We start from the raw sequence: 23,821 nt of genomic DNA, 5'->3' as shown, positions 1-23,821 counted from the left end.
AGAACTTTGGAGTGTGGATCAGGTGAGCGTCCGAGGGCCGGCCGGAATGCCGACACTGTCGCGCAGGAGCAAAATCGCGATCGGGGTCGGGGTGGTGATCCTGGTCTTGCTGCTCGTGGGGCCCCGCGCGGTGAGCCTGGCGACCGACTGGTTGTGGTTCTCCGACATCGGCTACACCCGGGTGTTCTCCACCATCGCGTGGACGCGGATCATCATCTTCCTGATCGTCGCGATCATCACCGGACTCATCATCTTCGGCGCGATTGCACTGGCGTACCGGTCTCGGCCGATCTTCGTGCCGGCCTCCGGACCCAACGACCCGCTGGCGCGTTACCGCACCACGGTGATGGGCCGCGTCCGCTGGTTCGCGCTGGCGCCGCCGATCATCATCGGTCTGCTCGCCGGGCTCGTCGCCCAGGGCTCGTGGGCGACGGTCCAGATGTATCTGCACGGCCAGTCGTTCGGCACCACCGACCCGCAGTTCGGTCTCGATGTGGGCTTCTATGCCTTCGATCTGCCGTTCTTCCGCCTGGTGCTGAATCTGCTGTTCGTCATCGTCGTGGTGGCGTTCCTGGTGAACCTGTTGACGCACTACATCTTCGGCGGCATCCGGCTCGGCGGCGGCGGCAACAGCGGCTCGATGACCGTGGCCGCGCGAGTGCAACTCGCGGTGCTCGCGGGTCTGTTCTTCCTGTTGAAGGCGGTCGCCTATTGGTTCGACCGGTATTCGCTGCTGTCGAGTGAGCGCAAGCAGGAGATCTTCACCGGCGCGAGCTTCACCGACATCAACGCGGTGCTGCCCAGCAAGCTGATCCTGATGTCGATCGCAATCATCTGCGCCGTCGCCTTCTTTGCCGGCGTGGTGCTGCGGGATCTGCGGATTCCGGCCTTGGCGACCGTCCTGATGCTGCTGTCGGCGTTGCTGATCGGCGTGGGCTGGCCGCTGGCGATGGAGCAGTTCTCGGTCAAGCCGAACGCCGCCCAGAAGGAAGCCGAGTACATCTCGCGCAACATCCAGGCGACCGAGCAGGCCTACGGGATCGGCTCAGATCATGTGACGACGCAACCGAACTGGACGTCGGGCACGTTGACACAAGCCACCGTGAACGCCGACGAGCCGACACTGTCCAACGTCCGCATCCTCGATCCGAACATCATCTCGCCGGCATTCACGCAGCTGCAGCAGCGTCAGAACTTCTACGGCTTCCCGAGCCAGCTGGCTCTCGACCGGTACGAGATCGACGGCCAGCTGCGTGATTTCGTGGTCGCCGTGCGTGAGATCGATCCTCGACGCCTCGCGGAGAATCAGCAGAACTGGCTCAACAAGCATCTCGTCTACACCCATGGCAACGGCTTCGTCGCCGCGCCGGCGAACCGGGTGAACGAGGCCGTCTCCGACGAGAACGACGTCAACGGTGGCGGCGAGCCCGTCTTCTACGTCAGTGATCTCTCGAACTTCCAGACCGACGAGTACAAGGCCGACGCCCCGATCAAGGTCACTCAGCCGCGAATCTACTTCGGCGAGTTGATCTCCAAGGTCGACCCGGACTACGCGATCGTCGGCTCCGACGGAGGATCGGCTCGTGAGTACGACACGCAGGAATCGAAGTACACCTATCAGGGCGGCGCCGGTGTCTCCCTGGGCAACTACTTCAACCGGTTCCTCTACTCGGTGAAGTTCGCCGAGCGGAACTTCCTGCTCTCCGGTGAGATCAACCAGAACTCGAAGCTGCTGTACCAGCGTGATCCCCGTGACCGTGTGAAGAAGGCGGCGCCGTGGCTCACCGTCGACTCCAAGACCTACCCGGCCGTGATGGAGGACGGGTCGATCAAGTGGATCGTCGACGGGTACACCACCCTCGACAACTACCCGTACGCCCAGCGGACATCCCTGCAGGACGCGACCACCGACGCCCAGGAACTCAATCAGGGTCAGACGGGCCGTACCCAGATCAATCAGGATGTGTCCTACGTGCGGAACTCGGTGAAGGCAACGGTCGACGCCTACACCGGCGAGGTCACGCTCTATCAGTTCGACGACAAGGACCCGGTCCTCAAGACCTGGATGCAGGTCTTCCCGGGCACCGTGAAGTCGCGCGCCGAGTTCGATCAGCAGTCGGGGCTGCGTGATCACGTCCGCTACCCGGAGGATCTGTTCAAGATCCAGCGGCAGTTGCTGACGAAGTATCACGTCACCGACCCGCAGGCCTTCTTCCAGGGCAGCGACTTCTGGTCGGTGCCGACGGACCCGACGAGCCCCGATGCGGACTCGCGCGGACTCGATCAGCCGCCGTACTACTTCGTCGCCTCGTCGCCGGAGACCGGCAAGCCGTCGTTCCAGTTGACGTCGGTCCTCACCCGACTCAACCGCCCGATCCTGGGCGCCTACATGACGGTGTCCTCCGATCCGTCGGACTACGGCAAGATCACCGTCAAGACCATCCCGACCAACATCCAGCGCGATGGTCCCAAGCAGGCGTTCAACCCGATGCAGACCGACGACCGAGTGGCCGAGAGTCGCAAGAGTCTGGAGAACACCGCGACGGTGACCTTCGGTAACCTGCTGACACTTCCGGTGGGCGACAACGGAATTCTGTATGTGGTGCCGATGTACGCGCAGGCACGTGGACTCGATGCGACGTTCCCGCGTCTGTTCCGGGTGATCACCCGGTACGAGAACCGCGTCGGCTATGCGTCGACGACGGCGGGTGCGCTCGCGCAGGTCGGTATCGATCCGAGTCAGGCGGCCGCGGTGCCCGGCGAGGGTGATCAGCAGACGGCCCAGACCGACACCACCAACACCCAGCAGCAGGCGGCGGCCGACACCGCACAGTCGAGCCAGAAGGAAGCGGCGATCCAAGAGATCGGCGCGGCCATCGACGCGTTGCAGGCCGCCCAGACCTCGGGTGACTTCAAGGCCTACGGCGAGGCGCTCGAGCGTCTGAAGCAGGCCACGCAGAAGTTCGAGGCAACGCCCAACTGATCGGTCTCGAACCGGATCTCGCCGACTGGCCTGGCACCCGCACCCGCGGGGTCGGGCCAGTCGCGATCAGGGCGGCTGCGAGCTCAGGTCAGTCGCGGTACTCGTGCATGTAGCGCGAGAGTTCGTCGGGTGTGCTGTCCGGCAGGATCGGACTGTGGTGATTGCGGTGCACCAGCGACATGAAGATGGACACCGCGCCGGCGAACGCGGCGACCATCAACAGGCCGAAGATGACCGCGGGCATCACGTTGCCGCCGGCCATCGATACCAGCCAGACCGCGGCGCACGCGAAGCCGACCAGGACGAGCACGAACCCGACAAAGCTCATCGGGTGATTGCCATGACTCTCGTGGTGATGCGGATGTGCGGACATGGTGACCTCCTCGACGTGGAGTTCGGACAGCAGCAAAGCCTACGTCTATGTGATGCGCATCACATAGGCGTAGGCGTCTTTGGGATAGTTCAGAAGAACAAGCAGGTCAGCTGCGGTACTCCGCGAGGTAGTGGGCCTCTTCGACGGAGGTCGTCGCGGGGATCAGCGGGCTGTGATGCGTTGCCTTGGTGATGGACGTGTAGATCACCGCGCCGGCGGCGATCGACGCCGCGGTCAGGATGCCGAAGACGATGGCCCCGACGGCGAACGAGTTGGCCAGGGAGGTGAGCCACAGGCCGGCGAAGCCGATCGTGAGCACGATGGCGACGTAGGCGACCCATCCCATGGGGTGCCGGTCGGACTCGGGGAAGGACATGTGCGCGGTGGTCATCGTTGGCTCCTTGAGGTGTGAAATCCCTGCTCATCGAGCATGCGCGCACCTGCTGGGGCGGGGCGTGAGTCCAAAGGCCCGCGCGGGCAGGACCCAAGGCTCCGATTGCGGGCTGTGGCGCGCATCTCAATACCGGATAAGCATGCGCCGAGCCACCTTTCGACTCCTGAGTGATGTGTGATCGCCGGCTGTCGCATGCTGGTTACTCGTCGGTAAGGTTCGCTGCGGGGCGCGGCGTCCCGGGGGTGGGCGCGCGCGGAGAGGATCGTCGGCTGATGCCACCCCGCTGTCACGTCTGGTCCGATTGCAACTGGTGGTGATGGCACTCGCCGCGATCCTCGCCACCGCATACGCGGGGGTGAAGTACGCCCGTGGTCCGGAGATCCCGGCGTCGGCGGTGGCGGTGGTGGCGAATCGGTCGGCGATCGGTGAGCAGTTCATCGATTTGCAGCCCACGTCGGCGGCGGGTCCGTATCTGGTGGATGGGTCGACGATCACGAAGTCGTCGTTGCCTGCTCCGTTGGAGGATGTGGTGTCCTCGGCGATCGATTTCACGCAGTCGATTCCGGTGGATGATCTGCATACGGTGATCACCGAGTTGGGCAAGGCATTCAATGGTCAGAGTGACAATCTGACGCGTTTGGTGGATTCGTTGGACAAGCTGTCGGCGGCGGGTGTGGAGTCGTTGCCGGAGACGATCTCGTTGATCGAGAATTCGGATGCGGTGTTGGCGACGCAGGCCGAGCAGTCCGACGAGATCCTGGCCTGGTCACAGGGTTTGGACGTCGTCACGGCGACGCTCGCGACCGCTGATCCCGATCTGCGTCGTCTGTTGACGACGGGTACCGCGTCGGCGACGCAGATCTCGGAGTTGATCCAGAAGAACGGTGGCGACATCTCGAAGGTCGTCGGTGATCTGTCGGAGGTCGCGCGGACCGTTCAGCCCGCGGGCAAGCTGACGTCGTTCACGTTCTCGATGTTGAGCAACCTCTCGGCCGGCAGCCACTCCACGGCTCCCGGTGATGGCCAGATCCACTTCGGTGTGGTGCTCGAGACCAATAACCCCGCGGCGTGCACCAAGGGCTACGAGTCGACCGACGAGATGATCGACGAGATCAAACGCAAGAACCCCACCTTCGACATCCGGTACGACGAGTTCCCGTTCAACACCGAGGCGTCGTGCACAGCGCCCGTGGGCAATCCGACGGGTGTCCGCAGCGCCGACCGCGCCTCGATGCTGACGACACCCCAGCCGTGGGATCAGACGCCGAAGAAGGATCCGGACAAGCTGAACCTGAACCCCCTCGCGACCCAGCTCGCGATCATGATGGGCGTCCACCCCAGTTGACGTCACATCCCAAAACCCCAGGTCACCACCCCCGACTTCGCTCTGAGAGAACCGATTTGCTTCCGCGACGACGCGGTGTGTAACGTTGTGTTCACCAACGCGGGGTGGAGCAGCTCGGTAGCTCGCTGGGCTCATAACCCAGAGGTCGCAGGTTCAAATCCTGTCCCCGCTACCAAAGAGATAATGTTAGAACCACGGTCCTCAGGGGCCGTGGTTCTTTCTTTCTCCCACGGCATCGCACCCCTGGGGCGTTCGATGGTCAGGAACCCGGGGATTCGGGCGTCTGGGGCGGTTCTGCGGGCGCGTGTCGGTAGGTCCCGTGGGATTGATTCGCCGCCCGTGTCGCCGACCTCGGTAACCTCTGTGGCGCCGATGAGGTCACTGGTTCTAACGACCTTGTTTTGCTCCCGCTTCCGTTCGGCTGCCAGTGTCGCGGCCAGATCGCCGTTCATGAGCAGCTGGTAGGCCGAGGTCAGGTCGCTGGCCACGATGTCGTCGTCGTGGACGTACAGGTGTGTGAAGATGCTCTGGTTGAGGTCACGGCGGGACTTCACATCCGCTTCGAGGTAGTAGTGACGGGCGTTGCCGAGGATTTCCAGGCAGCCTTCGAGCTTCGTGGTGAGGTGTGATTCCTGGAGCTCGAACTCACTGAGCTTCGTTTCTTCCTTCGCGCGCTCGGTTGCGATGCGTGCTTGCTCAGCACGGAGTTCTGGCGTGCCGATCGCGTCGGCATAGAACGCTTCGAGCAGCTTGCGGCTGTCCTGTTCGAGCTGCTGGAGTCGTTCGGAGGCTGTCTGTCGGGACTGAGCGGCATCGGGCAGCAGGACGCGCATGTGATCGAGGACGAGCGCACGGATTGCGCTGGTCTGCTGCTCGCTGAGCGTGACGGTTTGCCAATGAGCGGTCACCAGGTCTTCAAGGTGCGGCGCTTGGATAGCGCGGAAGGTGCAGCCGTTCTTGAGTCGCTGACGGCCGAGGCAGTAGAAGTAGTCGTAGGTGGTACCTGCCCGATTGCGGGTCTTCTCGAACGTGAGCGGTTCGCCGCATTGCCCGCAGTAGACCGAGCCCTTCAGATAGTGATTGTGTACCCGCGGCTTCTCGCGGCTCTGGTGGCGGGCTTCGCGGACACGCTGCACTTCGGCGAACAGCGCTTCGCTGACGAGTCCAGGGTGACTGCCGGGGTACTCGACGCCCTCGAATCTGACTGTGCCTGTGTAGTAGCGGTTCTGGAGCATCGACGTGATGTGCGAGTGCGCGATCGGCCGGCTGGGGCGATTCGGTCGGGTCACAGTGGTCACGCCGCGCTTGTCGAACTCGTCTTTGATCATTCCGGCTGTCCACTCGCCGGTGGCGTAGCGCTCGAACATCCAGGTGACCCAATGTCCGCGCTCAGGGTCGATGACGACGGTCTTCACTTCTCTGCCGTCGTCGGTGCGGATGCGGCTGTTGAGGTAGCCGAAGGGCGCCATGCCCGGAGTACCGCCGCCCTTTGCCTTCTGAAGCATGCCTTTGCGGGACTCGGTGGCCAGGTTGCGGCTGTAGAACTCGGCGATCGAACTCATGATGCCGTGGAGCAGCATCCCGCTCGGTGTCTCATCAATGTTCTCCGAGCAAGAGACCAGTTGTGCGCCGACGGACGTGAGGTGGAGGTTAATCTCGACGTCGTCGACTCGGTTACGGGCAAGGCGGTCGACTTTGTGCACGATGACGTACTGGATCTTGTGAGCCTTGACGTAGTCGAGCATCTTCTTCAGTTCCGGACGATTGGCTGAGCGGGCGCTTTCACCAGCGTCGACGAACTCGGCAACCGTGACGGCGTCGAGGCTCTGTGCCTTGCGCAGGCAGGCTTCGCGCTGGGCGGGGATCGAGAAGCCTTCTGCTTCGCCACCGCGTTCGGCTTGGTCCTTGGTGCTCACGCGGAGGTACTGAACCGCCAGCGGCTTGATCCCGAGTGATGGTGCGGCGGTCACGCGTAGCTCCTTTGTTGGGTTGATCGTGGTGCGCGGATGAACTTCTGGCGTTCAGACCGTCCAGTGTGGACAGGCCGGGCGCAGCGGGTCGCGAGGGGTGCATCGTCGGTCTTGTCGAGTCCAGTTTGTGCAAGACGGACGCGGATGGCGGGTTCGCTGACACCGAAGTGAGACGCCAGATCGGCGACGCGCTGAATGCCGTTGCCCCAGGCGGCTTTGAGTGATCGTTTGGAGACGAGGGCACAGCCTGCGAAGTAGTCGGCAGCGGCTTCGGCTTGCTCGGCCGCAGTCATCTTGTGGGTGGCGCGGTAGAGCTGATCGGTGTGGCCGTGATCGACGATGTGCTTGAACTCGTGCAGGAGCGTGAAGCGCTGACGAACGGCGGGTTCTTTGGCCGAAAGCACGATCACCCACTGCTGGCCGTTCCAGTAGCTCATGCCTGAGACGGGGATGTTCTCGCGAATGACGACCATGCGTGGCAATCCGGTGATGTGATGCTCGAGGATGCCGCGTTCGTCTCCGATCAGATCGGCGAGCTTGGCAGCCTGGGTCTCGGCGGTACGCAGTGTTTCCAGGAAGCTCGCGTCGCGCTGTGGGATGACGGCCCGGAGGCTCGTAAGTACTGATGGTTTGTAAGTATGTGTCATGGTGAGCCTCCTTTCATAGTGGGCTGCTAGTTATTCACCTTCGTCTTCTCCGTCGCGAGGTCCATTCGGGTCATATCCGTGCTTTGCTGCAATTCTTGCGAAACTGGCCTCCATTTCTTTCGCTGCCGACTCCGGGAGATCTGAGTATTTGCTGCGAAGGTAGGGGAGAAGCTCGGCAGTGTTTTCGGTTGAACGTAGCCTGCGAGGTTGAACAAGTCGGAGAGTTCAAGTCCCAGCACATCAGCCAAGGACTTCAGCGTTTCCGGTCTCGGCTGCGGGATGTCACCACGCTCGATACGAAGCACGTTGGAGTCGGTCATATCAGAGCGACGAGCCACCTCCTTGATAGTCAACTCGAGTTCGTTCCTACGCTCTTTGAGCGCCATTCCGAGTTTGACTGCGTTAGTAGTGTTCGTCATGGTGATGTATCTCCGATTCATTCGTTTCTATATTTCTATTTTATTCCCAAAATTGCATAAATGCAGTACCAAAATCGTTGTAGAATTCGGCGAGGTTGTCCTTACCTCTTTGAATATTTTGTCGGGATATGTGGGGAGTCAGGGAGCTGCTGGCTGCAGCTCGACCTGACTCCCCGGTTGTGGATGGGTGACTCACTCCTTGGTCTGGCGACCACGCGGTGTTGCTCGCTTGGTGGTGCCGAACAGGGTGGCGATGGCGTCGCGCTGCTCGGCGGCTTCGCGGTCGATCTCGGCGGTCAGTGCTTCGGCTTTGGCCGCGATCTCTGGGTCTGCTGCCAGCGTCTCGATACGGCTCTCGATCGCGTCACGGATGGTGTCCGTGAGCGATATGCCGCTGAGCTTGGCCAGGATCGACAGGCGCGCGTGCTGCTCGTCTTCGAGACGAATTGCCAGTGTTTTCATGAGTTTCCTACTCCTTCCTGAAGGTTGTTTCCGGGGGTCCGGTCACCGTCTTCGAGGTGGTGCGGCCGGTGAGCGGAATGCTCACTGGGGCGGCCGCAGTCTCTCGACGACGGATGACCGGCTGCACTAGATCACTCGGAAGAGCCAGACTTTGCCATCGGGTGCGTTTTCGATGTGGACGTCGCCGCTGAGCTGGAGGTCACGAGCGAATCCGTCGTAGTCGAACTGGATGTAGGCGCGGAGATCGGCCGGTACCTCACGGTCGAGTGTCTCCTCTATGCCGCTGCCTTCGAGCACCTCGCGGCCCCAGTCGGACGGTGAGTCGTAGGTGCCGATGAAGCAATCATCGAACTGGGCGAGCATGTCGGGATTGCCGTCGTGGATCTCGGCCCAAGTGGCGAAGGTCGGGCCATGCTCTGCGATGCCGCGAGCGACGTCGGCAACCTGGTCGAGCGCGTCGTACTCGCCGACTTGATAGCCACCGAAGTCGTCGTAGTCGAAGATGCCCCACTCCTCGGCGTCTGGTTCGTGGGAACTGACCAAGATACGGAAGACGGCTGCCCGAAGGTCGCTTGGTTCGACGGCGGCATCGAGCCAGTCGCCGTGGAGCCGTCCGGCGTTGTAGTCGGCCAGGCTTCCGACCCAGATGCGGGGCTGGAGTTTTCGGGTTGATTCGTCCTCGTGATGTGGTTCGTGGTTGTGTTCTTGGTTCATAGCACCTCCTTTCGTTTCGTGGGCTTGGTTGTGTTGTGCTGCAGCGCGGTTCGGATGCGTTCTTCGGCTAGCTCGACGTAACTGGGGTTGATCTCAATCCCGAGCCAATCGCGCCCAGTACGAGCGGCGGCGACGGCCGTGGTGCCGGAGCCGATGAACGGATCGAGCACCAGGCCGGGTTCGGCGGGCGCGTCGCAGGTGCAGCTTGGCCGCGGTGGTTTGCGGCGAGCGTGGCCGCCGCGTCGGACAAGTTCCCGAGTCCACGGTGAGCGGCAGTGTGAACAGCGCAGACGTGGGCAGCCGGCCAGGATCATGCGACGGACGAGCAATTCCGGGTAGGTCGCGATGTGACTGCTGCGGAAGCTGCTGACGCGCATGGCCCAGACGTCACCGGGGTTCTTGCCGAGGGGATGACCAACCCGTCCGCTGGCTCGGAGGTATAGCAGGCCGCGGTCGCTGTGGGTGTTGGGCCCTCGGCCTGCCTTCTCCGCGCGGTTCGCTGGTCGAGGTGATCGGCGTGGTGGTCGTGAGACGTGGGGGATACGGATCTCGTCGACGTCGAAGTAGTAGCGCGGTGACCGTGTCAGTAGGTAGATGACCTCGTGCGAGGCGGTCAGTCGATCCCGCACACTCGATGGCACTGTGTTGGTCTTGGCCCAGACGATCTTGTTTCGAATTGTCCAGCCATCCGTGATCAGTTGGAGCGCCAGACGTTCCGGGCCAAGTAGCAGACTTTTCCGCTCAGCGCCTTCCCGGGTGTGGGTGCTGTAGGTGTCGCCAAGGTTGAGCCACAGAGTCCCGGTCGGCACGAGGACGCGGGCGCATTCGGTGAGCACGGTACGTAGCTGGGCAACCCAGGAGTCGACGTGTGTTTCGAGGCCGAGCTGGTCGTCGTGGCCGTAGTCGCGCAGCCGGAAGTACGGCGGGCTGGTGATGACACAGTCGATACTGGCGTCGGGCAGTGTCTTCAAGTGTGCGAGTGCGTCGCCGGTCAGGATCTGGTTTCGTGGTGGCCCGCTCATTGCAGCCACTCCTGTGCGCTGGCGGCAAAGCCGTTAATCGTCGTTACGCGGTACAGGTTGGGAGTCAGCCGGGGGGAGCGCAGGATGGAGGACTTCACCTTCTCGGCACGCGTCTGGCCCGTAAAGATCCAGATCACCAGCGGGAAGGCGTGGTGTGCGTCCTGCTCGATGCCGCTCGCTCGGTAGGTCTCGTACTGGCCGCATTTCTTGAGCACGGTGGGGAGTGATTCGGTGCCGAGGTCGACTTCGATGAACCAGCGATCGACGTAGTCTCTCGTCCGAACGGCACTGGCAAGATCCGGCTGCAACCAGCGCTGTTCGCCGCCGGGACCGATGTAGCGCCGCCAGGACGCGGGCTCTGTCGCCACGTCGATCGCTTCGACGGCCTCAAGCGCGGTCAGGTTACGTAAGCCGAGGTGGACGTCAGCGACCACCAAGCAGTGCTGAAGGAAGCGCAGCGACGGTTCATGGCTGCGGTACGTCTGACCCTCATCGCGGAGCAGCCGGGCACCGGCCGGAGCGAGTTGCCAGATGCGGGCAGCACTACCGGCTCGGACCCCACCCACCCGGCGCGGCAGCGACCGGATCAAGGCGAGACGTTCAAGCCGAGCCAAGACGTAGCGGGTGGTGCGGGCGGCCGAGTCGGCACTGCCGTGCGCGGTGAAGGCGAAGGACTGGACTTGGTGCGTGGTGAGGTAGCGGTGCTCGTCGATGCGGTGGAGCACCTCGCGATCACGCTCCGGCATCGCCTCACTGATGCGCCGGAGCTCGTCGCGGTCGATTCGTCGCCGCCGCTTGTCCGGCTGCATTACTCGGGCGCTCTCCGTCGACATCGTCGGCGGAGTATTCGTCCCCCGACCGCGCACGGATTCGCGACTGGCCTGCGACGACGAGGATGTGGCGGATGAGCCGGCCGGAATGGCGGGCGGAATGCCCTGACCTGGGGTGTAGCTGGTCATGACGCGCCCCCTTCCGTGTCGGATCGCTTGATGCGGCCGAAGGATTCGCGGGAGGATCGGCGTTCGGTGAGCGACAGCAGATCGGCTTCGACATCGCTAAGCGGCTGGCCGTAGCGCTCGCGGGAGCGTCGTCGGATTGACCCGGCTGACCGGACGGGGTCGGGCATCTTCGTGGTGGTGACACTGACCCATGGGCCGGGCGTGTTCTGGTGCAGGATCTGGGCGTACGCGTGGTAGGCGGGCAGCGCTTCGAAGTCGGCGGGTTCAAGCTGGCCGCTGGTGAGGCTGGCGAACTCGCGGGCGTCAGGGTGACTCAGTTGGAAGGCGATGCGCGTCCTGGCGTTTGCGGTGACGGCTTCGCGGATCGACTTGGGGAGCTGGCCGAGGTGCTGGTGTGCGAGTGTGTAGCCGACGCCAAGGCCGCGAGCTTGAGCCAGTGCATCACCGATGTCACCGGGGAGTCGGAGGTAGTCCTGGACCTCGTCGATCAGGATCGTGACCGGGTGCCGATACTGAGGTGGCTGCGAGGCCCGAGCGAGGGTCGCGGTCCACAGTTGCGAGACGATCAGGGAACCGAGCAGTGCGGCAGCTTCGGGGCCGATCTTGCCTTTCTCGAGACTTACGAGCAGGATGCGGCGCTTGGTGAATACGTCGGACAGGTCGAACTTGGGGCGGCGTTGGCCGAGGATGCCCCGCAGGCCCGGACGCAGCAGGATCGGGCGAACTCTGCGCAGCAATGGCGCGGTGGCCTGTGCCTGCTCGTTTTCGCTGAGACTCTCCCACCACGCCCAGAAACCACCGAGACCCATGGGGTCCTCGCGGGCCACTCGGCCGACGATCGAGCGCCGAAAGCCGGGATTGGTGAGCAGCAGCGGCAACATCGCGATCGAGGCGTCACCGCGCCGGGCGAGCGTCAGGAGGCTGGCGTGCAGGACATCTTGCGTGCGTGGGCCCCACGCGTCGGCCCACAGTGAGTGGAAGACGCCGAGAGTGGTGTCGGCCGCGAGGTCTGGATCGATGGCACCGACCAGTCCGTTGATGCCGATGGGTGCAGGGTCGGTGGCGTCGACGACGGCGATGTCGTCGAGTCGTGATTCGTCAGCGCGCTGCAGGATGTCGTCGATCAGATCACCCTTGGGATCGATCACCACGACCCCGCGTCCCGCAGTGATATCTGCCAGGGCGAACTGACCCAGCAGGTTTGACTTGCCCACTCCGGTCGGGCCTGTGATGGCGATACCGGACAGCGAGTCGCGTACCGAGATCCCAACGCGGCGATCTGGCTGTGCGGTTGATACGCCGAATTCCCGACCTCCCTTTGGGGCGCTGGCCAGAGTCGGGAGCAGCTTCGGATGTCGCGAGGGCACACCGGGGAGCGGCGCGGCGTCACGATGAGCGATTGGCCAGGCCGTCAGTGCGACGACCTCACTGACGCTCAGCGTCGTCGTCCAGAACCAAGGCGCACGAGCGCGGTCGAACGATGCAGTGGCTATGCGGGTGGCGGTGAGCTGTGCGTTCGGCGCGTTCAATCCGCGGACCGCGGCGATGACACGATCCGCAAGCCGACGAGCTCTGTCGTCACCGGGTGCGGTCGCCGCCACGCGGATGGCGCAGGCGAACCGAAACTCGCGGAGCTTGGCCGCGGCGTGTGTGCGGTTGTCGCCACGCACCTGTTCAGGGGGTACCTGGGGCGCCTTGCGTGGTCCGAGCACCACCTGGAGATAGACGCGCTCATCACTGCCAGCGACCGCCAGGGCACCGAGGAGCCCCCGTGTCACCGACTCGGTGGACTCGTGTGCCAGAGGACCATCAACGCCAGACCGGGATCGGACACGAACCTTCGCCGCGATATTTGCCCGCGGACCGGCTGCGAGGAACTGCGGTTCGTCGACCAAGAGGCCAGGAAGATGGGTCCGCAGTACCTCGATCACCTGGTGGCGGTGGCGCACCGGCATTCCGATGCGCCACCGCACCTGGCGATTGCCGCCGAGCGCCTCGATGACGACCTGAGGTTGTCCGCTGAGTCCAGCCAGCGCGACCACGGCCGCATGCGCAGCCTCGATCGATAGTGGAGCGGGGATCGACAAGGTGACGAAGACCAATCGGTTGGCCTCATTCATCGCCGGTCTCCTGGCCCTCCGCGCGGCGTTCGACCTCTTCCTGTGCTTCTTTCTCGGCCTGTGCGACCGCGATGGCAACCACCGTGCGGGCAATCCGTCCCAGATCTGGGTCGGAGCGGAGCTGGCTGCGAATCCGCATCTGCCGATTCCTGCCGCGCTTCTGCGGTTGCGATTTGCGTGAATGCTTTTTGGACATAGTTAATACACCCTCCTTTCGGTGGTTACCTGATAATTTGAATGGCGATTGGTGTGCTGCATTTATGCAGCGGCCATGCCCTTACTATGAGCTGCACGAATGCAGCGGTCAATATTTCCTGCGCATTCCACAACACCGGCTGGAACTCGGGCTGATCTGAACTACCAGCGTCGAAAATGTCGATAAATGACTGCGGAAGATCCGCCGACAATTGCGACGGTCGTGATGGTGATGCAGAGCGGAACCCAGATCGCTTGAAGGATGTAAATGGCGCCGTAGAGCGCCACGGCGCTGACGAATATTGCGATGCAGGCGTTGAGCAGCCGGCCCCCGAGCCCGCCGGGGTCGCCACTCACGACGACTCCCGGCGGATCTCGCGAAGGATGCCCTGCTCGAAACCGTACAGCTGACATTCGAGGTCGAACAGCTCCTGATCGGCCGGGAACCGACGCACGACCGCGTTGATGATCACCTGGCCGAGCGTGTCGGCCTTCAGGAGTGCGTACTCCAAACTGTCCGTTCTGAACCCGTCCCGCTCCAGCTCGGACAGGTGCCATAACGCCAGCTCGTACTCGTCGGGCAGCGAGAAGCTGAGGCCACGTTTGACGTGTGCCACGTCGTGCACGAATCGCCAGGCGAAGTTGGCATCGGGCGAAGTCAGGATGGCCGAGGCCGAGTTCTCCGACGACACCGGCAACGGCCCGCCCGCCTCAGTCGAGCGGGAGTACGCGGCGCAGAGCTCCAGATAGGTCGACGGGGCGTCCGGCCGTGGCATCCAGGCGAAGCCGCACTCTCGCGCCTTCGTCGTCGCGGCGGTGAATACCCACCGTGTCAGCCCCCGTCTGGCCCGTTCGATCTGCTCGGTCGAGATGTAGTCAGACTGAACGCCGAGCATTATGTCGAGGTTCGGTGACGTGTCGGTCATCGCTGACCTCCGCGCCCGACACAGCGCGCGCACTGGCAGAACACTCCGTGCGGAGCGGCCGCATTGCTCATCTGCTGCATTGCTGAATAGGTCAGACGGTTGATCCGAGCCTCAGCCAACCTGCGTTCCCGATTGATGCGGGCGATCTCTAGCTGACGGTCCGACTCGTCGAACACGTCGACGAGGAACCTCGCGATGAACAGCATCGACAAGATCGCGGCGACGACCACGAGGATGATCATGAGCGCGGTCATCACCGGTTCACCGCCCGGCCCGTATCAGCGACGATCTGGCCGATGCCCATCACAGTCATGGTCCTGATGAAGTCCAGATCGCCAGACGCTGCCGGGGCCGCCAACGCAAGTTGCTGCTGCATCTGTGATACCAGGGCGACCTGCTGCAGGGCATACGCGCCGGTTCGGGCGACGGCGTCGATTCTGGCCTGCTGCACTTCGCCAGCTGCCGCCACGCGTGCGGCGCGAATCTCTGTCGAGTGGTCGATAGCGGCCAAGTCGCGAGCGGTCTGGCGGGATAGCCGGCCGCCCGAGTAGGTCGAAAAAGGGGCGGTCGTACTAGCTGAGTAGCGCTCAAGTGCGGACACTGTGATCTCCATCTTTTCGGCTGTTCGGGCAACTCCGCGAACAGGTGATCTGACGGAAATCACGATATTTGTGCAGGTAGCGGGTCCAAAAGCATAAGCGTGATAGCACTTCACCCGATACAGTCGCGGTGTGCGAGAGCGTGATGACGAATCGAAAGCCGACCAGTCTTCGTACTACCCGGACTACCTACTGCCGATCATTCGTGAGCTCGAGATCCGATATGAGCGCTTCGGTGAGCTTCGTGAGCAGGTCCTACTGCCACACGGCTACAACACCGCGAGGGCCTACTGGGGTGATCTGGACCATGTGTTCATGTGGGCAGAGGAACGTGACAAAGACGTCCTCGCGCTGACTGAGAAAGACATCCGTCAGTACGTGGCGCTTCTGCGCAGGAGAAAGTACAGCGAGAGCACCATCCGCCGACGGGTCACTGCGATGCGGAAGCTGTACGACGTCGTTGGAGTCGAGCCGAACCCGGCTAGTGCTGTCGTGATCAGGCGTAACGGCAAGCGCTGACTGGGCATAGCTGTCTCACATCGTGGCTCGGGTCATGACGTCCCCGATCTTGTCCCACAGCTCTGGCATGCTGATCGCATCAGATTACGCAAGTGACGATGTTCGCACATATGTTCTAAAGAATGTTAAAATGTGAACATCATTAAATGGGGCAGTCTATCGCGATGCCCGGGAGAGATGGATATGTCACCGACGACAAAAGAAGGGCAGCGGGCCGAGCTGCACAAGACAATTTGGCGAATCGCCAATGATCTTCGTGGAAGTGTGGATGGCTGGGATTTCAAAAGTTATGTACTCGGCATGCTGTTCTATCGATTTATCTCCGAAAATCTCACCGCATACTTAAATAAGCTCGAACACGAAGCCGGAGACGCGGGCTTCGATTACGCAAAGCTCGACGACAAGAACGCTGAGTTTGGTCGTAAAGATACTGTCGACGAAAAGGGCTTCTATATCCTGCCGTCTGAGCTCTTTCAGAACGTCCGCGAGCGTGCACCTCGAGATGTGAACCTGAACGAGACCCTTGAGCGGGTCTTCAAGAACATCGAAGGGTCGGCCGTCGGCACTGAAAGCGAGGATGACCTCAAGGGCCTGTTTGACGACCTCGACGTCAACAGCTCCAAGCTAGGCAACACCGTCGCCAAGCGCAACGAGAAGCTAGTCAAGCTGCTCGATGCGATCGGCGATCTTCCGCTCGGCAACTTCGAGGACAACTCGATAGACCTGTTCGGCGATGCCTACGAGTACCTCATGCAGATGTACGCCTCTCAGGCCGGCAAGTCGGGTGGCGAGTACTACACGCCGCAGGAGGTCTCCGAAGTGCTCGCAAAAATCACCGTCGCGGGCAAGAAGCGGGTGAATCGGGTCTATGACCCGGCCGCTGGGTCGGGATCGCTGCTGCTCAAGTTCGCCAAGGTGCTCGGCAAGGAGAACGTGGGCGGCTTCTACGGCCAGGAGATCAACCTGACCACCTACAACCTCGCGCGCATCAACATGTTCCTACACGACGTGAACTACGAGAAGTTCGACATCGCCCACGGTGACACGCTCACTGATCCGCAGCACTGGGACGACGAGCCGTTCGAGGCGATCGTCTCCAATCCGCCCTACTCAATCAAGTGGGAGGGTGACGCCAACCCACTGTTGATCAACGACGAACGCTTCGCCCCTGCGGGCGTGCTTGCGCCGAAGTCCAAGGCCGACTTGGCGTTTACGATGCACATCCTCTCCTGGCTAGCAGTCAACGGCACGGCGGCGATCGTCGAGTTCCCGGGCGTGCTCTATCGCGGTGGTGCGGAGGCGAAGATCCGCAAGTACCTGATCGACAACAACTACGTCGACGCGGTGATACAGCTACCGCCAGATCTGTTCTTCGGCACCACGATTGCGACCTGCATCATCGTGCTCAAGAAGTCCAAGAAGGACAACAGTGTGCTGTTTGTCGATGCTTCAGCGGAGTTCAAGCGCCTCGGCAACAAGAACAAACTGCTTCCGGAGAACCAGGATCACATCCTCGGCACCCTCGCGGCTCGCGAAGACGCCGATCACGTCGCGAAGCTTGTGGCAAACGAAGGCATCGCAGCCAACGACTACAACATCGCGGTGTCCAGCTATGTCGAGCAAGAAGACCTCCGTGAGATCGTCGACATCGCGGAACTGAACGCCGAGATCGCGCGGATCGTCGTCCGGCAGCAGCAACTCCGCAGGTCTATCGATGAGATCGTGGCCGACCTCGAAGGGGTCGCCAAGTGAAGGCAGTCGACACAAACTTGCTGAAGCTGCTGAAGCAGAGTGATCGGTTCGTCGTGCCGATCTATCAGCGGGTCTACTCGTGGGGTGAGGCGGAGTGCGAGCAGCTGTGGCAAGACATCATCCGCGCTGGTGCACGTGAGAAGCTGAACAGCCATTTTACCGGCTCGATCGTCTACATCGAGCGAGACCAAGGCTCCAACACTTCGCGCGAGCCCGACCTGATAATCGACGGACAACAACGCGTCACCACAGTGACACTTGTTCTGGCCGCGCTCGCCGCCAAGTTGGAAACCCTGCCGGTAGATGAAAAGGAACCCGAGCCGGGCTTCGCCCCACAGAAGATTCGGGGGCTGTACTTACGGAATGAGTATGAATCCGGCGATGACTACTTCAAGCTGACACTGTCTCAACGCGACAGAGACGCCTTGAAGGCAGTTGTCCGAAGTGCTCCGATGCCTGATACGACCTCACGGGTAGCGGACAATTACGCATACTTTGTCGCCCGACTCGATGATCCCGAGATCGACCTGACCCACGTCTGTAAGGGGCTCGACAAACTCGTAGTGGTCGATGTGAAGCTCACCCGCGGTATGGACGACCCGCAGCTGGTGTTCGAGTCGATGAACGCCACCGGCAAGAAGCTCTCCCAAGCTGACCTCATCCGCAACTTCGTGCTGATGGACCTACCGCCAGCGCAACAGGAGCAGCTCTACGAGGACTACTGGTTCCCGATGGAGCGCCTGTTCCAGGGTGACGACGAGAAGCGGTTTGACGAGTTCGTCCGTCACTATCTAACCGTCAAGACCAACTCCATCCCGCGCCTCATCGAGATCTACGAGGCTTTCAAGGCATACGCCTTTGAGCAGGAAGCCGCAGGTACCAGCAGAGATGACCTGGTCATCGACCTCAGCCGCCACGCGACATGGTTCGCCAACATGGCACTTGGGAAGGAACCCGATACGAACCTGGCGCGCAGATTCGCCGAAGTCGACCAGCTTGCCACCGTCACGTACCCGTTCCAACTGCGCCTCTACGCGGACTACGCAGCCGGTGTCCTCAGCGGTGATGACTTCGCCGCAATCCTCGACGCGGTGATCTCGTACCTGTTCCGCCGGGTGGTATGCCGCATTCCTACCAACAGCCTCAACAAGACCTTCGCGAACCTGTCTGCCGCGATCAACGAGGACAACTATGTCGTAAGCGTCTGCGCACGCCTCCTGACACTGCCGAACTATCGGCGATTCCCGACCGACGAAGAGTTCGAGGAGGCCCTCAAGACCACCGACATGTACAACGTGAAGCGTCGCAGCTACTTCTTCCGAAAGATGGAGAATCACGGCCGCAAGGAAGAGGTGTCGATCGCCGAATACACGATCGAACACATCATGCCGCAGAACGCCAATCCCGCGTGGCAGCAAGCGCTCGGGGCCAATTGGGAGGCCGATCACGACCGCTACCTCCATACCCTCGGCAACCTCACCTTGACCGGCTACAACCCGGAGTACTCCGACCGCCCGTTCGACGACAAGAGAGACATGGAAGGCGGATTCAAGCACAGTCCGCTCCGTCTCAACCAAGGACTTGCGCAGCTTGACTCCTGGAACGCAGTCGAGATCGGCAAGCGCGCCAATACTCTTGCAGCACAAGCAGTTGCGATCTGGGGTCGACCCAAGTATGACGATGCTCTCCTTGCAGGATACAAAGAGAGTTTCAGCGATCAGAAGCGATTCGACTGGTCGCAGGCGCACGCCATCCTGGACGCTCTGCCCACTGGGCGATGGACGAGCTACAACAACCTCGCCGAGGCTGTGGGAACCGGGCCCGTCGCGATGGCCGGCCACCTCAGCCGCAGCGCAGATTGCGACAACGCCTACCGTGTTCTGAGGTGGGACGGGCGGGTCGCCGACGAGTTTCGCTGGCATGACCCCGAGGATCATCGCGATCCGATTGATGTCCTGCGCTCGGACGGTATCAGGATTACCGATGGCCACGCAGACCCCGAGCAGCAGCTCGCGGTTGAAGACCTTCTCGCGCTGGTCGGGGAGGACGAACTGTGAGCCGTATCGATGACTTGATCGCAGAGCTCTCTCCGAACGGAGTTGAGTTAAAGGCCCTTGGAGATATTGCTCAGCTGGTTCGTGGGAACGGCATGCCAAAGAGTGTGCTTACCGATTCTGGTGTCGGCGCGATTCATTACGGGCAAATCTATACTAAGTATGGTGCGTGGACAGACCAAACACTGTCTTTTGTTTCCCCTGAAACCTCCGAAAAGCTCGCAAAGGCCGATCCTGGCGACATTATCATCACGAATACGAGTGAAAACCTCGATGATGTCGGTAAAGCTGTTGCCTGGCTGGGAGATGGTCAAATTGTGACAGGCGGCCATGCAACCATAATTAAGCACTCGATGGAGTCGAAGTACTTGTCTTACTGGTTACAGTCTCCAGCCTTCTTTGACCAGAAACGCGTACTCGCTACCGGGACCAAGGTAATTGATGTTTCTGCTAAGAAGCTCGAAACTATCAGAATCCCCGTGCCGCCTCTCGAAGTCCAACGCGAAATTGTGCGGATATTGGATCAGTTCTCTCAGCTGGAAGCAGAGCTGGAAGCAGAGCTGGAAGCAGAGCTGGAAGCCCGCCGCCGTCAGTATGACTTCTACCGGGACTCACTCGTATCGGCTGCGGACGGGCCGAAGGTTCCAATGGGTGAACTTGGAACGTTCGTCCGTGGACGTCGATTCACGAAGAATGATGTTGTCGAGTCCGGAATACCCAGCATCCATTACGGCGAGATATACACCGACTACGGCGTGTCAGCGTCGGTCGCAGTGCGCGAGGTTCGACCTGAACTGGGTACTCAACTGCGATTCGCTCAGCCTCGCGACGTGGTCTTCGCAGGAGTTGGCGAGACTGTCGAGGACGTCGGAAAAGCTGTTGCGTGGCTTGGGGAGGGTCCCGTCGCAGTACACGATGACACTTTCTCTTTCACGTCGACGCTTAGCCCGAAATATGTGGCGTATGCAGTTCAGACAGATGACTTCCACGCGCAGAAGGCGAATCACGTCGCCCGAGGCAAAGTCAAGCGGCTGTCGGCATCTGGACTGGCGAAGATTGCGATCCCTGTCCCCAGTCTTGAAGAGCAGGAACGAATCGTCACCATCCTTGACAGGTTTAATGCTCTTGTGAACGACCTGAGCGTCGGTCTACCTGCCGAGCTTGCGGCGCGCCGCAAGCAGTACGAGTACTACCGCGACAAGCTGCTGACCTTTGAGGAGGCCACAGCATGAGTGAGGCGAAACCACGCAAGTACGATCCGATCGCCGTCTCCGCAGAGAGTACGGTCGTCGCCGAGTATGTGCCGGATGCAACGGCGGAGGCTGCCTACCAGTCCGAGGCAGCGCTGGAGCGCGAACTGGTCAAACTATTGGAATCGCAAGCGTACGAGTACCTCGCCATCACTTCTGAGGCGCAGATGGTGGCGAACCTCCGCGTGCAGCTAGAGGCGTTGAACCACATCACATTTTCGGATGCGGAGTGGACTGACTTCTTCGAGAACAAGATCGCCGGAAAGAACGACGGCATCGCTGAGAAGACCGTGCGTATCCAGGAGGATCACGTGCAGATCCTCAAGCGTGACGATGGTTCGACAAAGAACATCACCCTGCTGGACAAGCAGAACATCCACAACAACCGGCTGCAAGTCATCAACCAGTACGAGGTCGACCGCGCGGACGCTGCCGACGAGGAAAGTGCGGGAGGGCGCTACGCCAACCGCTACGACGTGACGGTTCTGGTGAACGGCCTGCCGATGGTGCACATCGAGCTCAAGCGGCGTGGTGTCGATATCCGCGAGGCGTTCAACCAGATCAATCGCTATCAGCGCGATAGCTTCTGGGCGGGTTCTGGGCTGTTCGAGTACGTGCAGTTGTTCGTCATTAGTAACGGCTCGCTGACGAAGTACTACTCGAACACCACGCGCAGCCAGCACCTCAGGGAGGGGCAGAAGCCAGGCAAGGGTCGCAAGACCTCGAACTCGTTCGAGTTCACATCCTGGTGGGCGGATGCACAGAACAAGCCGATCCAAGACCTGACGTCGTTTGCGAAGACCTTCTTTGCCAAGCACACGCTCCTCAACATCCTGACCCGCTACTGCGTGCTGACCGCTGACCGGCTATTGCTGGTGATGCGTCCGTACCAGATTGTCGCGACCGAGCGAATCTTGCAGCGCATCGACATCGCCACGAACTACAAGCAGCTCGGCTCTGTCGCGGCCGGCGGTTACGTGTGGCACACCACGGGCTCGGGCAAGACGTTGACGTCGTTCAAGACGGCGCAGCTTGCCTCGAAACTACCGAGCGTGGAGAAGGTGCTGTTTGTCGTGGATCGCAAGGACCTCGACTATCAGACGATGCGCGAGTACGACCGCTTCCAGAAAGGTGCGGCGAACTCGAATACCTCGACGGCCGTACTGAAGAAGCAGCTCGAGGATCCGACCGCGCGGATCATCATTACGACGATCCAGAAGCTCTCGACCTTCATCAAGGTCAACAAGAATCACGCGATCACAGGCGAACATGTCGTGATCATTTTCGACGAGTGTCATCGTTCGCAGTTCGGGGATATGCACACCGACATCACCAAGGCGTTCAAGCGCTACAACCTGTTTGGCTTCACCGGCACTCCGATCTTCGCCGAAAACAGTGGCAGCGGAGGCAATCCACAGTTCAAGACCACCGAGCAGGCTTTCGGCGAGAAGCTGCACACCTATACGATCGTCGACGCGATCACCGACAAGAACGTGCTGCCGTTCCGGATCGACTACATCAACACGATCAAGGTCGGCAATCCCGATGACAAGCAGGTCTCGGCGATCGACCGGGAGAAGGCGCTGCTGGATGAGCGCCGCATCGGTGAGATCGTCAAATACACCCTGGAGCATTTCGATCAGAAGACGAAGCGGTCGTCGAGCTACGAGCACTCGGTGGTGACCAACGTGCCGCAAGCGACACGTACACGCCGCCAAGCCGAAGCACTGCGAGAACGCAAACGGGTGCGCGGCTTCAACGCCATTTTCGCTACTGCCTCGATCCAGGCGGCACGTATCTACTACAACATGCTGAAGTGGGAGCAGGAGAAGCTGCCCGCCGATAAGCGCCTCAAGATCGGGCTCATCTACTCCTACGGCGCCAACGAAGCCGTCGACGACGGCATCATCGATGACGAGGGATTCGAGACCGACGATCTCCCGACCGACGCACGCTCGGCCCTCGAAGACGCGATCATCGACTACAACGAGATGTTCGGCACCAGCTACGACACCAGTGCCGACAAGTTCCAGAACTACTACAAGGATCTGTCGCAGCGGTTGAAGAACCGCGAACTCGACCTGGTGATCGTGGTCAATATGTTCCTCACCGGGTTCGATGCAACCACGCTGAACACCCTGTTCGTGGACAAGAACCTGCGCGCGCATGGCCTGATCCAGGCGTACTCCCGCACCAACCGCATCCTGAACTCAGTAAAGACCTATGGCAACATCGTGGCCTTCCGCGACCTCGAGGACGCCACCAACAAGGCGCTGGAGCTGTTTGGCAACAAGGACGCGCGCGGTGTGGTGATCCTCAAGCCCTACGGGGAGTACTACAGCGAGTACTCCGAGAAGGTGAACGAGATGCTGTCGGCGTTCCCACTCGGACAGCCGATCGTCGGCGAGGCCGCGCAGAAGGAGTTCATCGCGCTGTTCGGGCAGATCCTGCGGCTGGAGAACATCCTCACCTCGTTTGATGACTTCGCCGGCAACGAGATCCTGACCGAACGCCAAGGTCAGGACTACCGCAGTGTCTACCTCGATCTGTACGCCGAGTTCCGCAAGGGAACTGATGCCGACAAAGAGCTGATCAACGACGACGTGGTCTTCGAGGTCGAGCTGATCAAGCAGGTCGAGATCAACGTCGACTACATCCTGATGCTCGTCGCCAAGTATCGCGAGGAGCACGGCGGCAATGGCGAAGACAAAGAGATTCGCGCCGAAATCTCCCGCGCGGTCGATGCCAGCCCGACGTTGCGTAACAAGAAGGATCTCATCGAGGACTTCGTCGACTCTGTATCGGTTGACGGTGCGATCGACGAAGAGTGGCAGGCGTTCGTTGCAGCTAAGCGCGACGCTGAGCTGGCCAAGATCATTGAGGACGAGAACCTCCGTGCCGATAATGCCCGCGCCTTCGTCGATACAGCGTTCCGTGACGGCGCGCTGCGCACTACCGGAACGGCGATCAGCAAGGTACTGCCTCCTGCCTCCCGATTCGCAAGCGGCGGTGGGCATGGCGAGAAGAAGCAGCGTGTGATCCAGAAGCTGGAAGCGTTCTTCGAGCGGTTCTTCGGGCTCGCCTCGGGAGCGGATAAATGACGTCAACAGTGACTACT

Annotated in this window: 22 protein-coding genes, 1 tRNA gene and 1 pseudogene; 9 read left to right on the top strand and 15 right to left on the bottom strand. The window is 61.3% G+C overall.

Annotated elements, in window-relative coordinates; translation table 11 throughout:
* The first annotated feature begins 13 nt into the window (after positions 1-13).
* On the top strand, positions 14-2,983 hold the full coding sequence (locus tag ACZ4TW_RS19150; RefSeq protein WP_465545335.1) for a UPF0182 family protein: 2,970 nt from the start codon (positions 14-16) through the stop codon (positions 2,981-2,983).
* An 88-nt stretch (positions 2,984-3,071) separates the two neighbouring features.
* Here the strand turns inward: ACZ4TW_RS19150 and ACZ4TW_RS19145 are convergent, their stop codons facing one another.
* On the bottom strand, positions 3,072-3,356 hold the full coding sequence (locus tag ACZ4TW_RS19145; protein ID WP_465545333.1) for a hypothetical protein: 285 nt from the start codon (positions 3,354-3,356) through the stop codon (positions 3,072-3,074).
* Positions 3,357-3,462: 106 nt separating this feature from the next.
* A complete protein-coding gene (locus tag ACZ4TW_RS19140) occupies positions 3,463-3,747 on the bottom strand; it encodes a hypothetical protein (RefSeq protein WP_465545331.1) in 285 nt (94 codons plus the stop codon).
* A gap of 319 nt (positions 3,748-4,066) precedes the next feature.
* Here ACZ4TW_RS19140 and ACZ4TW_RS19135 point away from each other — a divergent pair, with 319 nt between their 5' ends.
* The 3 genes from ACZ4TW_RS19135 (at position 4,067) to ACZ4TW_RS19125 (ending at position 5,724) form a co-directional block, all read left to right on the top strand.
* Positions 4,067-5,095 carry an Mce/MlaD family protein gene (locus ACZ4TW_RS19135; RefSeq protein ID WP_465545330.1) on the top strand — a complete coding sequence of 343 codons (1,029 nt, stop codon included), beginning with the start codon at positions 4,067-4,069 and terminating at the stop codon, positions 5,093-5,095.
* Between the two features lie 98 nt (positions 5,096-5,193).
* Positions 5,194-5,270, top strand: a tRNA-Met gene (locus ACZ4TW_RS19130).
* A 325-nt stretch (positions 5,271-5,595) separates the two neighbouring features.
* Positions 5,596-5,724, top strand: coding sequence for a hypothetical protein (locus tag ACZ4TW_RS19125; RefSeq protein ID WP_465545328.1), 129 nt, complete (start codon positions 5,596-5,598; stop codon positions 5,722-5,724).
* Positions 5,725-6,048: 324 nt separating this feature from the next.
* Here the strand turns inward: ACZ4TW_RS19125 and ACZ4TW_RS19120 are convergent.
* The 13 genes and pseudogenes from ACZ4TW_RS19120 to ACZ4TW_RS19060 all read right to left on the bottom strand — a co-directional run.
* Positions 6,049-7,011, bottom strand: a pseudogene (locus ACZ4TW_RS19120) (recombinase family protein); the annotation flags it as partial.
* Between the two features lie 50 nt (positions 7,012-7,061).
* A complete protein-coding gene (locus ACZ4TW_RS19115; protein ID WP_465545326.1) occupies positions 7,062-7,712 on the bottom strand; it encodes an ImmA/IrrE family metallo-endopeptidase in 651 nt (216 codons plus the stop codon).
* Between the two features lie 26 nt (positions 7,713-7,738).
* Positions 7,739-8,131, bottom strand: a complete 393-nt coding sequence (locus ACZ4TW_RS19110) for a helix-turn-helix domain-containing protein (protein ID WP_465545324.1) — start codon at positions 8,129-8,131, stop codon at positions 7,739-7,741.
* A 192-nt stretch (positions 8,132-8,323) separates the two neighbouring features.
* Entirely contained in the window at positions 8,324-8,593 is a 270-nt protein-coding gene (locus ACZ4TW_RS19105) for a hypothetical protein (protein WP_465545322.1), read from the bottom strand.
* Between the two features lie 126 nt (positions 8,594-8,719).
* Complete coding sequence (locus ACZ4TW_RS19100; protein WP_465545320.1) at positions 8,720-9,307, bottom strand: antirestriction protein ArdA; 588 nt, start codon at positions 9,305-9,307, stop codon at positions 8,720-8,722.
* Positions 9,304-10,329: a DNA-methyltransferase gene (locus tag ACZ4TW_RS19095; protein ID WP_465545318.1), complete on the bottom strand. Its 1,026-nt coding sequence runs from the start codon at positions 10,327-10,329 to the stop codon at positions 9,304-9,306. Before ACZ4TW_RS19095 ends, ACZ4TW_RS19100 begins: the two co-directional genes overlap by 4 nt.
* On the bottom strand, positions 10,326-11,288 hold the full coding sequence (locus ACZ4TW_RS19090; RefSeq protein ID WP_465545316.1) for a replication-relaxation family protein: 963 nt from the start codon (positions 11,286-11,288) through the stop codon (positions 10,326-10,328). The genes ACZ4TW_RS19095 and ACZ4TW_RS19090 overlap by 4 nt, the downstream gene beginning before the upstream one ends.
* Positions 11,285-13,408 carry a type IV secretory system conjugative DNA transfer family protein gene (locus ACZ4TW_RS19085; RefSeq protein ID WP_465545314.1) on the bottom strand — a complete coding sequence of 708 codons (2,124 nt, stop codon included), beginning with the start codon at positions 13,406-13,408 and terminating at the stop codon, positions 11,285-11,287. Before ACZ4TW_RS19085 ends, ACZ4TW_RS19090 begins: the two co-directional genes overlap by 4 nt.
* Positions 13,401-13,604, bottom strand: a complete 204-nt coding sequence (locus ACZ4TW_RS19080) for a hypothetical protein (RefSeq protein WP_465545313.1) — start codon at positions 13,602-13,604, stop codon at positions 13,401-13,403. The genes ACZ4TW_RS19085 and ACZ4TW_RS19080 overlap by 8 nt, the downstream gene beginning before the upstream one ends.
* A gap of 161 nt (positions 13,605-13,765) precedes the next feature.
* Positions 13,766-13,960, bottom strand: a complete 195-nt coding sequence (locus ACZ4TW_RS19075) for a hypothetical protein (protein ID WP_465545311.1) — start codon at positions 13,958-13,960, stop codon at positions 13,766-13,768.
* Positions 13,957-14,529 carry a hypothetical protein gene (locus ACZ4TW_RS19070; RefSeq protein WP_465545310.1) on the bottom strand — a complete coding sequence of 191 codons (573 nt, stop codon included), beginning with the start codon at positions 14,527-14,529 and terminating at the stop codon, positions 13,957-13,959. Before ACZ4TW_RS19070 ends, ACZ4TW_RS19075 begins: the two co-directional genes overlap by 4 nt.
* Positions 14,526-14,783 (bottom strand): hypothetical protein, encoded by a 258-nt coding sequence (locus ACZ4TW_RS19065; protein WP_465545308.1) that lies wholly within the window; start codon positions 14,781-14,783, stop codon positions 14,526-14,528. The genes ACZ4TW_RS19070 and ACZ4TW_RS19065 overlap by 4 nt, the downstream gene beginning before the upstream one ends.
* The gene (locus tag ACZ4TW_RS19060; RefSeq protein WP_465545306.1) at positions 14,783-15,142 is read right to left on the bottom strand and encodes a hypothetical protein; all 360 of its coding nucleotides are present in this window, start codon (positions 15,140-15,142) and stop codon (positions 14,783-14,785) included. Before ACZ4TW_RS19060 ends, ACZ4TW_RS19065 begins: the two co-directional genes overlap by 1 nt.
* A gap of 118 nt (positions 15,143-15,260) precedes the next feature.
* Between ACZ4TW_RS19060 and ACZ4TW_RS19055 the strand changes: the two genes are divergently transcribed.
* The 5 genes from ACZ4TW_RS19055 (at position 15,261) to ACZ4TW_RS19035 (ending at position 23,804) form a co-directional block, all read left to right on the top strand.
* The gene (locus tag ACZ4TW_RS19055; protein ID WP_465545304.1) at positions 15,261-15,647 is read left to right on the top strand and encodes a site-specific integrase; all 387 of its coding nucleotides are present in this window, start codon (positions 15,261-15,263) and stop codon (positions 15,645-15,647) included.
* 183 nt (positions 15,648-15,830) lie between these two features.
* A complete protein-coding gene (locus ACZ4TW_RS19050; RefSeq protein ID WP_465545302.1) occupies positions 15,831-17,399 on the top strand; it encodes a type I restriction-modification system subunit M in 1,569 nt (522 codons plus the stop codon).
* A complete protein-coding gene (locus tag ACZ4TW_RS19045; RefSeq protein WP_465545300.1) occupies positions 17,396-19,456 on the top strand; it encodes a DUF262 domain-containing protein in 2,061 nt (686 codons plus the stop codon). Before ACZ4TW_RS19050 ends, ACZ4TW_RS19045 begins: the two co-directional genes overlap by 4 nt.
* Entirely contained in the window at positions 19,453-20,685 is a 1,233-nt protein-coding gene (locus tag ACZ4TW_RS19040) for a restriction endonuclease subunit S (protein WP_465545298.1), read from the top strand. Before ACZ4TW_RS19045 ends, ACZ4TW_RS19040 begins: the two co-directional genes overlap by 4 nt.
* Complete coding sequence (locus tag ACZ4TW_RS19035) at positions 20,682-23,804, top strand: type I restriction endonuclease subunit R (RefSeq protein ID WP_465545296.1); 3,123 nt, start codon at positions 20,682-20,684, stop codon at positions 23,802-23,804. The genes ACZ4TW_RS19040 and ACZ4TW_RS19035 overlap by 4 nt, the downstream gene beginning before the upstream one ends.
* Positions 23,805-23,821: the final 17 nt, after the last annotated feature.

Source organism: Agromyces sp. NPDC029043 (genome assembly GCF_055564615.1).
The sequence above is the reverse complement of the archived record's forward strand: the minus strand, read 5'-3'. Positions and strand labels throughout refer to the sequence as shown.

Coding starts and splice junctions, on each gene's coding strand:
- ACZ4TW_RS19145 (WP_465545333.1), bottom strand. CDS start 3,356: ATGTCCGCACATCCGCATCACCACGAGAGTCATGGCAATCACCCGATG.
- ACZ4TW_RS19140 (WP_465545331.1), bottom strand. CDS start 3,747: ATGACCACCGCGCACATGTCCTTCCCCGAGTCCGACCGGCACCCCATG.
- ACZ4TW_RS19135 (WP_465545330.1), top strand. CDS start 4,067: ATGGCACTCGCCGCGATCCTCGCCACCGCATACGCGGGGGTGAAGTAC.
- ACZ4TW_RS19115 (WP_465545326.1), bottom strand. CDS start 7,712: ATGACACATACTTACAAACCATCAGTACTTACGAGCCTCCGGGCCGTC.
- ACZ4TW_RS19110 (WP_465545324.1), bottom strand. CDS start 8,131: ATGACGAACACTACTAACGCAGTCAAACTCGGAATGGCGCTCAAAGAG.
- ACZ4TW_RS19105 (WP_465545322.1), bottom strand. CDS start 8,593: ATGAAAACACTGGCAATTCGTCTCGAAGACGAGCAGCACGCGCGCCTG.
- ACZ4TW_RS19100 (WP_465545320.1), bottom strand. CDS start 9,307: ATGAACCAAGAACACAACCACGAACCACATCACGAGGACGAATCAACC.
- ACZ4TW_RS19095 (WP_465545318.1), bottom strand. CDS start 10,329: ATGAGCGGGCCACCACGAAACCAGATCCTGACCGGCGACGCACTCGCA.
- ACZ4TW_RS19090 (WP_465545316.1), bottom strand. CDS start 11,288: ATGACCAGCTACACCCCAGGTCAGGGCATTCCGCCCGCCATTCCGGCC.
- ACZ4TW_RS19085 (WP_465545314.1), bottom strand. CDS start 13,408: ATGAATGAGGCCAACCGATTGGTCTTCGTCACCTTGTCGATCCCCGCT.
- ACZ4TW_RS19080 (WP_465545313.1), bottom strand. CDS start 13,604: ATGTCCAAAAAGCATTCACGCAAATCGCAACCGCAGAAGCGCGGCAGG.
- ACZ4TW_RS19070 (WP_465545310.1), bottom strand. CDS start 14,529: ATGACCGACACGTCACCGAACCTCGACATAATGCTCGGCGTTCAGTCT.
- ACZ4TW_RS19065 (WP_465545308.1), bottom strand. CDS start 14,783: ATGACCGCGCTCATGATCATCCTCGTGGTCGTCGCCGCGATCTTGTCG.
- ACZ4TW_RS19060 (WP_465545306.1), bottom strand. CDS start 15,142: ATGGAGATCACAGTGTCCGCACTTGAGCGCTACTCAGCTAGTACGACC.
- ACZ4TW_RS19050 (WP_465545302.1), top strand. CDS start 15,831: ATGTCACCGACGACAAAAGAAGGGCAGCGGGCCGAGCTGCACAAGACA.
- ACZ4TW_RS19035 (WP_465545296.1), top strand. CDS start 20,682: ATGAGTGAGGCGAAACCACGCAAGTACGATCCGATCGCCGTCTCCGCA.